Genomic DNA, 10464 nt, shown 5'->3' with positions numbered 1-10464 from the left:
GCCAGCGGAGCAGGCCGAAGCGGCTGACCGTCGACGGCCAGAGCCACCCCGCCTCGCGGGCGATCTCCACCGCCTCCACCCGGGTCCGGGCGCCGGCGCCGCCCGCCCGAGGAGCTGATCCGCGCGTTGCTGCCCGAGGCCGAGGTGCTGGTACGGCAGGACGGCGCCGACCTGCTCGGCCTCCTGGACCAGGCCGCCTCGCGCGGCCAGGCGCTCGGCGTGTGCGGCGGCGACGGCAGCGTCAACGCCGCCGCCGGGGTGGCGCTGCGGCACGGGCTGCCGCTGGCGGTCTTCCCCGGCGGCACGCTCAACCACTTCGCCCGCGACCTCGGCGCCGACACCTTCGAGGCGGTGGCCGGAGCGGTCGAGCGCGGCGAGGCCGTCCCGGTCGACGTGTCGGCCGCCGAGATCTCCGGCAGCCCGTCGCGGCACTTCGTCAACACCTTCAGCATCGGCCTGTACCCCGAGCTCGTCCGCATCCGGGAGAAGCTGGAGCGGCGCACCGGCAAGACCGTCGCCGCGGCGCTCGCGCTGCTGCGGGTGCTGCCGCGCGCCCGGCCGCTGGAGCTGCTGATCGACGGGGAGCGGCGCCTGGTGTGGCTGGTCTTCGCCGGGAACGGCAGCTACTCGCCGGAGGGGCTGGTGCCCGCCTACCGGCGCCAGCTCGACGACGGGGTGCTGGACATCCGGGTGGTCGACGCCGACCTGCCCTTCGCGCGCACCAGGCTGGTCGCCGCCGCGCTCACCGGCAGCCTGGCCGACTCGCCGGTCTATCTGACCGGGCGGGTGCGCAGCCTGCGGCTGGAGAAGCTGCACGGGGTGCCGGATCTGGCCATCGACGGCGAGGTGGCGCCGGTGGGCTCGACGGTGGAGCTGTTCAAGCTGGTCGACGCCCTGACGGTCTACCGGCCCGCCGGATAGGGCCTGTCCGTTTCGAGGGATTGGGCTAACCTTTGGGCTTTCATTGTTGAGCCTAAGGAGAGCGCATGTCCGCACATCTGTCGCGTCGTGACCTCGGGCGCGCCGCCGCCGTCGCCGGGCTCGGTCTGGCCGGGGCGCTGAGCGCGAGGCCGGCGAGCGCAGCCGCGCCGACCTGGCGGGCCACCGGCACGGCCCCCACCTCGCTGGCCGGCTTCGACGCCACCATGAAGAGCTTCATGCAGGCCCGCTCGATCACCTGCGGCTCGCTGGCGGTGGCCCGCCACGGCAAGCTCGTGCTGGCCCGTGGCTACTCGTGGAGCACCGGCGCGACGCCGGTCACCCAGCCGAACTCGTTGTTCCGCATCGCGAGCCTGAGCAAGCCGATCACCGCCGCGGCCGTGCTGCGGCTGGTGCAGGACGGCAAGCTGTCGCTGAGCGCCAAGGTGGTGGACCTGCTCGGGCTGACCCCGGCCGACCCGCGGATGGCCGAGGTCACCGTGTTGCGGCTGCTCCAGCACCTGGGCGGCTGGGACTCCAAGATCAGCAACGACCCGATGTTCAACAACTACGCCATCTCCAAGGCACTCGGCGTGCCCCTGCCGATCAAGCAGGCCGACGTGATCAAGTACACCACCGGGCTCATGCTCGACCACGACCCCGGCAGCACCTACGCCTACGGCAACTACGACTACCTGCTGCTGGGCCGGATCATCGAGAAGGTCAGCGGCCAGCCGTACCAGAGCTACGTCCAGCAGGCCATCCTCGGGCCGCGCGGCATCCGGCGCACCAAGCTGGGCCGCACGCTCAAGGCCGAGGCGCTGACCGGGGAGGTGCCCTACTTCTCGCAGTACAGCGGCAAGACCGTGCTCGACGGCTCCGGGGCGACGGTGCCCGGGCCGTACGGGGTCTACAACCTGGAGAACATGGACTCGCACGGCGGCTGGGTCTCCAACGCCGTCGACCTCGTGCGCTTCGCCGGGATCTTCGACACCGGCTCCACCGTGCTGTCCCCGGCCTCGATCACCCGGGCCTTCGCCCAGCCGGAGACCGGGCTCAACCCCGGCGACTGGTGGTACGGCTGCGGCTGGCAGGTGCGCAACGTCACCGGCGGCCGCAACACCTGGCACACCGGCAGCCTGCAGGGCACCTCGACGCTGCTGGTGCGCCGCTACGACGGCATCACCTACGCCGCGCTGTTCAACCAGCGCGACGACGCCTCGGGCCTCAGCTACAACGACATCGACGGGTTGTTGTACCGCGCGGCCAACTCGGTGACGAGCTGGCCGACGGGCGACCTGTTCCCGCTCTACCTGCGCTGGGTCAGCGCTGTTCGCTGACCTTCACCTTGGCGGGCTTGCTCTCGTTGTGCAGGCGGTCGAGCGCGGTCACCACGTAGGTGCCCGGCTCGGCCGTGGTGTAGGTGGGTGAGCTGACCACGGCCACCAGGCGGCGGCCGTCGGTGTCGGCGCAGGCGGCGTCGGCCCCGGCGGCCCGGTAGACCGCGTAGCCGCGGGCGCCGGCCGAGGCGGTCCAGCGCAGCACCGCCCCGGCGGCCTGCAGCCCGGCCGGCTTGGCCGGCGCGGTGCCGCCGCGCGGCTTGATCAGCGGCAGCAGCGCGGGCCGCTTGTAGTGCGTGGCCGTCAGCCGGTCCATGACGCCGAGCGGGTTGCTCAGCATCTGCTTGGCGCTGAAGTACACGTCGCCGTCGACCTGCTTGTGCCCCTTGTTGAGCGCCAGGTGCGCGGGCAGCTCGCCGACCTTGGTCCAGGCCTTGTCGTCGCGCGTGCCGACGCGGTAGAGCGCCTGGCCGATGTAGAGGTCGACGTCGGTGCCCTTGACCTCGTTGGCCCACCAGGGCACCAGCACCCGGTAGTCGGCGGCCTTGAAGCCGCGCGGCCAGTAGAGCTGCGGCATGACGTAGTCCACCGAGCCGGCCTTGATCCAGTGCCGGGCGTCGGCGTAGATCGAGTCGTAGGCCGACATGCCGGAGGTGGCCGAGCCGCTGGGGTCCTGGGCCTTATTGCGCCAGATCCCGAACGGGCTGATGCCGAACTTCACGTGCGCCTTGGTCTTGTGCACGGCCTCGTTGACCTCGGCCACCAGGGTGTTGACGTTGCCGCGGCGCCAGTCGGCCAGCTTCTTGCCCTTGCCGTACTTGGCGAAGGCGGCGGAGTCGTCGAAGCGACCGCCCTCGCCCGGGTAGGGGTAGAAGTAGTCGTCGAAGTGCACGCCGTCCACGTCGTAGCGCTGCACCACGTCGGTGATGACCTTGGTGACGTGCCGGCGGACCTCGGGCAGGCCGGGGTTGTAGTAGAGCCGGTCACCGTACTTGACCGTCCAGCCCGGGTTGACCCGCGCCGGGTGGCTGGCGGGCAGCTTGGAGGTCTTGGCGTCGTAGGCGGCGCGGTAGGGGTTGAACCAGGCGTGGAACTCCAGGCCGCGCTTGTGCGCCTCCTCGATGAGGAAGGGCAGCGGGTCCCAGCCCGGGTCCTTGCCGGGGGTGCCGGTGAGGTACTGCGACCACGGCTCCAGCGAGGAGCGGTAGAGCGCGTCGGAGGCCGGGCGCACCTGGACGAAGACGGCGTTGAACCGGCGGGCCGCCGCGGCGTCGAGCAGCTTGACGTACTCGGCCTGCTGGCGGGCCTGGCTCAGCCCGGTACGGGAGGGCCAGTCGATGTTCTTGACGGTGGCGATCCAGACCCCGCGGAGCTGGCGCTTGGGGTGCTTCGGGTCGGGGACGCAGGTGCCGACCGGCTTGAGCGCGGCCTTGGACAGCGGTTCGGCCGCCTCGGGACGCGCGTCCGCACGGGGACCGTACGCGTAGGCGGCGCCCGTCGCGACGACGGCGAGGGCGGCGGCGGCGAGCAGAGGGCGTGCGGTTCGCATGGTTCCACAGTCTGGCATCGCCTCCATGATGCTTTGGCCGGAAAAGAGAAATGGATTTGTGATATTCGTGTGACCTGAGTGAGGGATGGGGCGGGGCGGACCGGGTGGTGCGCCCCGCCGTACGCCCTAGTCACCGGTGGCGGTCACCTTGCCGGCCAGGTGGCTGGGCAGCGGCTCGTAGCGCAGGAACGTGCGCTGGAAGGTGCCGGTGCCGTGGGACATCGACCGCAGGTCGATGGCGTACCGCGTGATCTCGAGCTGTGGCGCCTCGGCCTTGACCAGCGTGCGGCCGGTGCCGACCGGCTCGGTGCCGAGCACGCGCCCGCGCCGGCCCGACAGGTCCGACATGACCGGGCCGACGTACTCGTCGGCGACCAGCACGGAGATCTCGTCCACCGGCTCCAGCAGCAGCACCGGGACCTTCGCCGCGCACTCCTTGAGCGCGAGCTGCCCGGCGATCTGGAAGGCCATGTCGGAGGAGTCCACCGAGTGCGCCTTGCCGTCATACAGCGTGACGCGGACGTCGACCAGCGGGTAGCCGTGCGCGACGCCGCGCTCCATCTGCTGGCGCACGCCCTTCTCGACCGAGGGGATGAACTGGCGCGGCACCACGCCCCCGACGACCTTGTCCACGAACTCGAAACCCCCGCCCGAGGGCAGGGGCTCGACCTCCAGGTGGCAGATGGCGTACTGGCCGTGGCCGCCGGTCTGCTTGACGTTGCGGCCCATCGCCCGGCAGCCGCCGCCGAAGGTCTCCCGCAGCGGCACCCGCAGCTCGATCTTCTCCACCTCGACGCCGTGCCGCTTGGCGAGCTTGTCGAGCAGCACGTCGGTGTGGGCCTCGCCCATGCACCACAGCACGAGCTGGCGCGTCTCGGCGTTGTTGGTCAGCCGCAGCGTGGGGTCCTCGGCGACCAGGCGGCCGAGCGCCTGGGCCAGCTTGTCCTCGTCGGCCTTGGACTTGGCGCGGATGGCCACCGGTAGCAGCGGGTCCGGCATCGACCAGGCGGTCATCAGCAGCGGCCGGTCCACCTCGGACAGCGTGTCGCCGGTCTCGGCGCGCGAGAGCTTGGCCACCGCGACGATGTCGCCGGCGATCGCCTTGGGCACGGTGCGCTGCGTCTTGCCCAGCGGGCTGGACAGGGTGCCGATGCGCTCGTCGACGTCGTGGTCCTCGTGGCCGCGCTCGCTCAGGCCGTGGCCGGAGACGTGCACCGTCATGTCGGGGCGCAACGTGCCGGAGAAGACGCGGACCAGGCTGATCCGGCCGACGTAGGGGTCGCTGGTGGTCTTGACCACCTCGGCGACCAGGGGACCGTCGGGGTCGCAGGTGATGCCCTGGACCGGCTTGCCGTCCACGGTGGTGATCTCGGCCAGCGGGTGCTCCAGCGGCGAGGGGAAGCCCTGCGTGACGATCTCGAGGATCTCCTGCGCGCCGACGCCGAGGCCGCTGCAGAGCACGGGGTAGAAGTTGCCGCGCGCGACCGCCTTCTCCAGGTCGTCGATGAGCTCCTTGGTGTCGAGCTCCTCGCCGGAGAGGTAGCGGTCCATGAGGGACTCGTCCTCGCTCTCCTGGATGATGCCCTCGATCAGGACGCCGCGGTGCTCCTCGATCTGCGCCTGGTACTCCGGCCCGGGGTCGCGCTCGGCGCGGGTGCCGGTGGCGTAGTTGTAGAACTTCTGCGACAGCAGCCCGATCAGGCCGTTGACGTGCCCGTTGGTGACGACCGGCAGGTAGAGCGGGGCGACGCCGTCGCCGAAGACGTCCTGGCAGGTGGCCAGCACCTCGTCGAAGTCGGCCCGCTGGTGGTCGATCTTGGTGATCACGACCGCGCGCGGCATGCCGACCTGGGCGCACTCCTCCCAGAGCTGCCTGGTCAGGCCGTCGATGCCGTCGGAGGCGGAGACCACGAACAGCGCCGCGTCGGCCGCGCGCAGCCCGGCGCGCAGGTCGCCCACGAAGTCGGCGTAGCCCGGGGTGTCCAGCAAGTTGATCTTGATGCCGTTGAAGAGGATCGGGGCCAGCGCCAGGTTCACCGAACGCTGCTGGCGGACCTCGACCTCGTCGAAGTCGCTGACGGTGGTGCCGTCCTCGACCCGGCCGGTGCGCTGGATGGTGCCGGTGGCGGCCAGCAGATGCTCGACGAGGGTGGTCTTGCCCGCACCGGAATGGCCGACCAGCGCGACGTTGCGAATCGCCTCCGCCTTGTCGGCCGTCGGTGCCCTGCCGGCGGCTCCCGCTGGGTTCTTGTCTGCCACATCGCCTCCCGCGTGTTCGGTTCGGTGTGCCGAAACGCCGCGTCCGGGCGGATGTGTCACCGCAAGGACGCGGTGTGTTCACCAAATACCCGTGTGGCGAATATCACAAGAGGTGGAGGCCAACGAAAATGGCCTACGATCGAGCTGCGATGCTGAAACTCCTGCGCCCGGCCATGACCCGGATCCTCACCCCCCTCGGCAGGGCACTGGTGAGCCGGGGCATCGGCCCCAACGCCGTCACCGCGGTCGGCACGACCGGCACCGTGGTCGCCGCCCTGGTCCTGTTCCCGCTGGGCCACCTGTGGTGGGGCGCCTTCGTCATCGGGCTGTTCGCCCTGCTCGACCTGCTCGACGGCGTGGTGGCCCGGCTGGGCGGCGGGGGGGGCAGCACCTGGGGCGCCTTCCTCGACTCGACCTTCGACCGCGTGGCCGACGCCGCCATCTTCTGCGGGCTGCTGATCCACCTCGTGCTGACCGGCCAGTTCGTCCTCGCCTGGGTCGTCCTGTTCTGCCTGGTCGCCGGCCTGCTCGTCTCCTACGTCAAGGCCCGTGCCGAGGGCCTGGGCCTGAGCTGCGACGTCGGCCTGGTCGAGCGGCCCGAGCGGCTGGTCGTCGGGCTGTGCTCGGCCGGCTTCGCGCAGTTCTGGCCGCCCCTGTTGGCCATCGGGATGACGGTGCTGGCCGTGGCCAGCGCGGTCACCGTCGTGCAGCGCGTCGTCCACGTCCACCGCCAGGCTGGAGCCCCCCGATGAACATCTCCCTGACCGACCGCGCGGTGGCCGCCGGGTTCGCCGCCGGCTGGAAGCTGGTCCCGCTGCTGCCGCAGCGGCTGACCGCGCGCGGCTTCGAACTCGCCGCCGACCGCGTCTGGCGGGGGAGGGGCGCCTCGGTCCGCCGCCTGGAGGCCAACCTGGCCCGGGTCACCGGCCTGGAGGGCGCCGAGCTGCGCGAGCTCACCCGGCGCGGCATGCGCTCCTACTTCCGCTACTTCCACGAGGTCTTCCGGCTGCCCAAGATGCCCAGCGCGGAGGTCGTGCGGCGCACCCACGTCACCGGCGACGAGCACATCTGGCAGACCCTCGAGTCCGGCCGCGGCGTCGTGCTCGCCCTGCCGCACATGGGCAACTGGGACCAGGCCGGCGCGTGGCTCGTCGGCAACGGCCACCGCTTCACCACCGTGGCCGAGCGGCTCAAGCCCGAGTCGCTGTACCGCCGCTACACCGCCTTCCGCGAAGGGCTGGGCATGGAGGTGCTGCCGCTGACCGGCGGCGCCGGCCACACCATCGGCACCCTCGCCTCCCGCGTACGGCGGGGCGGCGTCGTCTGCCTGCCGGCCGAGCGCGACCTGACCAAGAGCGGCATCGAGGTGAGCTTCTTCGGCGCCACCACCAAGGTGCCGGCCGGTCCGGCGCTGCTGGCCGTCCAGACCGGCTGCGCGCTGCTGCCGGCGATCCTGTGGTTCGAGGGCGACGACTGGGGCCTGCGCATCGAGCCCGAGGTGGCCGTCCCGGCCGAGGGCACCCGCCAGGAGCGCGTCGCGGTGGCGGCGCAGCGCCTGGTGGAGGTCTTCGAGAAGGGCATCGCCGAGCACCCCGAGGACTGGCACATGCTGCAGCGGCTCTGGATCGACCAGTGAGGGTCGGGATCGTCTGCCCCTACTCGTGGGACATGCCGGGCGGGGTCAAGCAGCACATCGACGACCTGGCCCAGGCGCTCATCGCCCAGGGCCACGAGATCTCCGTCATCGCCCCGGCCAGCGACGACGAGGAGCTGCCGCCGTACGTGACGGGCGCGGGCCGCGCGGTTCCGGTGCCCTACAACGGGTCGGTGGCGCGCATGTCGTTCGGCTTCCTGTCGGCGGCCCGGGTGCGCCGCTGGATCAACGACGGCGACTTCGACGTCCTGCACATCCACGAGCCGCTCATCCCGTCGCTGGGTGTGCTGGCCTGCTGGGCGGCCAAGGGGCCGATCGTGGCGACCTTCCACGCCTCCTTCAACCGCTCGCGGGCCATCGCCGTCGCCGAACCGCTGCTGCGCAGCGCGCTGGAGAAGCTGCACGGGCGCATCGCCGTCTCCGACGCCGCCCGCAAGAGCCTGGTCGAGCAGTTCGGCGGCGACGCCGTGCTGATCCCCAACGGGGTGACCGTCAGCCGCTTCGCCGAGGCCGAGCCGCTGTCCGGCTGGGGTCCCGACGGCACCACCATCGGGTTCCTGGGCCGCCTGGAGGAGCCGCGCAAGGGCTTCCCGATCCTGCTGGAGGCGATGGAGGCCATCCCGGACGCCAAGCTGCTGGTGGCCGGGGCCGGCGACGTCAAGATCCCGCGCAGCATCCGCGACCGGGTCACCATGCTCGGCATGGTCAGCGAGCAGGACAAGATCCGCGCCTACCACTCGGTCGACGTCTTCTGCGCGCCCAACACCGGCGGCGAGAGCTTCGGCATCGTGCTGGCCGAGGCGATGGCCTCGGGGGCGACCGTGCTGGCCAGCGACATCCCGGCCTTCCGCCGGGTGCTCGGCGAGGGCCAGGCGGGCGCGCTGTTCCGCAACGGCGACCCGGCGTCGCTGGCCGAGGAGGCCAACGCGCTGCTGGCCGACCCCGAACGGCGGGCCAAGCTGGCCGCCGAGGCGCTGGTCGCGGTGCGCAAGTTCGACTGGTCGACGGTCGCCCGCGACGTGGTGCGCGTGTACGAGACGGTCGCCGCCGAGGGCGGCGGCCGCGTGGTGGAGGACCTGTGAACGACCGGGCTAGGCCGACGCGAGAGCCGGAGGACCGGTGAACCAGACGATCGTCCTGCTGCTGGCGGGCCTGGTCGTGGTGCTGACGGCCGTGTACATCTCCTGGCGGGCGGGCCGGCTCGACCGGCTGCACATCCGCCTGGAGCTGGCCCAGGAGGCGCTCGACGCGGCCCTGATGCGCCGGCGCGCGGTGGTGCTGGAGCTGGCCGGCTCGCGGCTGCTCGACCCGGCCACCTCGCTGGTGCTGGCCGCCGCCGCCCACGAGGCCCGTACGGCGGGGCCCGACGAGCGCGAGCACGCCGAGAGCGACCTGTCGAGGGCGTTGCGCGCCGCGGTCGACCAGGAACGCTTCCGCGAGGCGCTGGCCGAGGCCCCCGGCGGCCCCGACCTGCTGGAGGAGCTCGACGCGGCCACCGCCAAGGTGGTCTACTCGCGCCGTTTCTACAACAACGCGGTCGCGGTCACCCAGGTCGCGCAGCGGCGCTGGCTGGCCCGCACGCTGCGGCTGGCGGGCAACACCGACTTCCCGCACTTCTTCGAGATCGACGATGCGGCTCCGGAGTCGATGTCCGCATCTGAATGACCCATTTTGGGATCGCCGGTAAGCTTCTCCCGATTTCTTGGCCTAGCGGAGGAGTTGACCAGGTGCGGCGTGCCGGTTTGTTCGTTGTGACGCTTGCCGTACTGGCCCCGGTCGCGGCCTGTTCCTCCAGTGAGAAGCCGCCGGCGGGCCAGCCGCAGGCGGCCACGGCCGCCCCGTCGGCCTCGCCGACGGTCGCGGAGCCGGGGCACCCGTTCACCGGGCTGCCCGCGGATACGATGCGGCCGGTGCTCGCGGTCAAGATCGAGAACACCGCGGCGGGCAAGCCGCAGATGGGGCTGAAGAGCGCCGACATCGTCTACATCGAGCAGGTCGAGGCGGGTCTGACCCGGCTCATGGTGATCTTCTCCTCGAAGATCCCGGCCAAGGTCGGCCCGGTCCGCAGCGCGCGCATCTCCGACCTGCACATCGCGCCGATGTTCGGCAAGCCCGCCTTCGCCTACTCCGGCGCGCAGACCAAGATGTTGCCGCACATCGCCGAGGCCTCGCTGTTCGACGTCTCCGACAGCCGCGCGCCGGGCGCCTACTTCCGCCAGCCGGGCCGCTACGCGCCCTACAACCTGTTCGCCAACACGCGCCAGCTGATCAAGGCCGCGCCCAAGGCGACCAAGGCCAAGGACGTCGGCTTCACCTTCGGCGACGCCCCCGAGAGCGGCGGGGTGGACAAGAAGCGCATGACCGTGCGCTGGCCGGCCGCGCGCTTCGACTTCATCTGGTCCGAGGCCAAGCAGCAGTGGCTGATCTGGCAGGACGGCAAGAAGAACATGGCCGCCGAGGGCGGGCAACTGTCGGCGCCGACCGTGGTCGTGCAGTACGTCAAGACGGTGCGCTCGGAGTTCCACGACAAGAACCAGAGCTACACGCCGCTGGTGCAGACGGTCGGCAAGGGCGACGCGTTCGTGCTGCGCGACGGCAAGGCCTACAAGGCCAAGTGGTCGCGCGCCTCGGAGGAGGAGGGCACGGTCTACACCACCCCCGAGGGCGAGCCGATGAACTTCGCGCCCGGCCAGGTGTGGGTGGCGCTGGCCGCAAAGAAGCCGGTCGTGCCCTAGCCGGCACTC

The 10464-nt window shown here is 71.6% G+C and carries 9 protein-coding genes; 7 read left to right on the top strand and 2 right to left on the bottom strand.

From position 1 onward, the window contains the following. Positions 1-126 precede the first annotated feature (126 nt). Both AB0I67_RS39110 and AB0I67_RS39105 read left to right on the top strand, forming a co-directional pair. Positions 127-921, top strand: a complete 795-nt coding sequence (locus tag AB0I67_RS39110) for a diacylglycerol kinase family protein (RefSeq protein ID WP_357934944.1) — start codon at positions 127-129, stop codon at positions 919-921. Positions 922-986: 65 nt separating this feature from the next. Then, complete coding sequence (locus AB0I67_RS39105) at positions 987-2258, top strand: serine hydrolase domain-containing protein (RefSeq protein WP_357934941.1); 1272 nt, start codon at positions 987-989, stop codon at positions 2256-2258. Here the strand turns inward: AB0I67_RS39105 and AB0I67_RS39100 are convergent. Both AB0I67_RS39100 and AB0I67_RS39095 read right to left on the bottom strand, forming a co-directional pair. Then, positions 2242-3807, bottom strand: a complete 1566-nt coding sequence (locus AB0I67_RS39100; protein ID WP_357934938.1) for a family 10 glycosylhydrolase — start codon at positions 3805-3807, stop codon at positions 2242-2244. The genes AB0I67_RS39105 and AB0I67_RS39100 overlap by 17 nt on opposite strands. A 126-nt stretch (positions 3808-3933) precedes the next feature. Continuing rightward, the gene (locus AB0I67_RS39095) at positions 3934-6066 is read right to left on the bottom strand and encodes an elongation factor G-like protein EF-G2 (protein WP_357934935.1); all 2133 of its coding nucleotides are present in this window, start codon (positions 6064-6066) and stop codon (positions 3934-3936) included. Positions 6067-6215: 149 nt separating this feature from the next. On the opposite strand from AB0I67_RS39095, the gene pgsA reads away from it, so the two are divergent. From pgsA to AB0I67_RS39070, 5 genes are all read left to right on the top strand, one after another. Beyond that, positions 6216-6818 carry a phosphatidylinositol phosphate synthase gene (pgsA, locus tag AB0I67_RS39090; protein ID WP_357934932.1) on the top strand — a complete coding sequence of 201 codons (603 nt, stop codon included), beginning with the start codon at positions 6216-6218 and terminating at the stop codon, positions 6816-6818. Next, a complete protein-coding gene (locus AB0I67_RS39085) occupies positions 6815-7702 on the top strand; it encodes a phosphatidylinositol mannoside acyltransferase (RefSeq protein WP_357934929.1) in 888 nt (295 codons plus the stop codon). The genes pgsA and AB0I67_RS39085 overlap by 4 nt, the downstream gene beginning before the upstream one ends. Beyond that, a complete protein-coding gene (locus AB0I67_RS39080) occupies positions 7699-8802 on the top strand; it encodes a glycosyltransferase family 4 protein (protein ID WP_357934926.1) in 1104 nt (367 codons plus the stop codon). Before AB0I67_RS39085 ends, AB0I67_RS39080 begins: the two co-directional genes overlap by 4 nt. A gap of 37 nt (positions 8803-8839) precedes the next feature. After that, a complete protein-coding gene (locus AB0I67_RS39075) occupies positions 8840-9385 on the top strand; it encodes a hypothetical protein (protein WP_357934923.1) in 546 nt (181 codons plus the stop codon). Between the two features lie 62 nt (positions 9386-9447). Beyond that, positions 9448-10455: a DUF3048 domain-containing protein gene (locus tag AB0I67_RS39070; RefSeq protein WP_357934920.1), complete on the top strand. Its 1008-nt coding sequence runs from the start codon at positions 9448-9450 to the stop codon at positions 10453-10455. Positions 10456-10464 lie beyond the last annotated feature (9 nt).

Origin of the sequence: Nonomuraea sp. NPDC050310, assembly GCF_040655795.1 — a bacterium.
In the GTDB taxonomy this organism is placed as follows: domain Bacteria; phylum Actinomycetota; class Actinomycetes; order Streptosporangiales; family Streptosporangiaceae; genus Nonomuraea.
The sequence above is the reverse complement of the archived record's forward strand: the minus strand, read 5'-3'. Positions and strand labels throughout refer to the sequence as shown.

Bases quoted from the DNA above. Each gene is read 5' to 3' on its own strand.
- AB0I67_RS39105 (WP_357934941.1), top strand. From the start codon at position 987: ATGTCCGCACATCTGTCGCGTCGTGACCTCGGGCGCGCCGCCGCCGTC.
- AB0I67_RS39100 (WP_357934938.1), bottom strand. From the start codon at position 3,807: ATGCGAACCGCACGCCCTCTGCTCGCCGCCGCCGCCCTCGCCGTCGTC.
- pgsA (WP_357934932.1), top strand. From the start codon at position 6,216: ATGCTGAAACTCCTGCGCCCGGCCATGACCCGGATCCTCACCCCCCTC.
- AB0I67_RS39085 (WP_357934929.1), top strand. From the start codon at position 6,815: ATGAACATCTCCCTGACCGACCGCGCGGTGGCCGCCGGGTTCGCCGCC.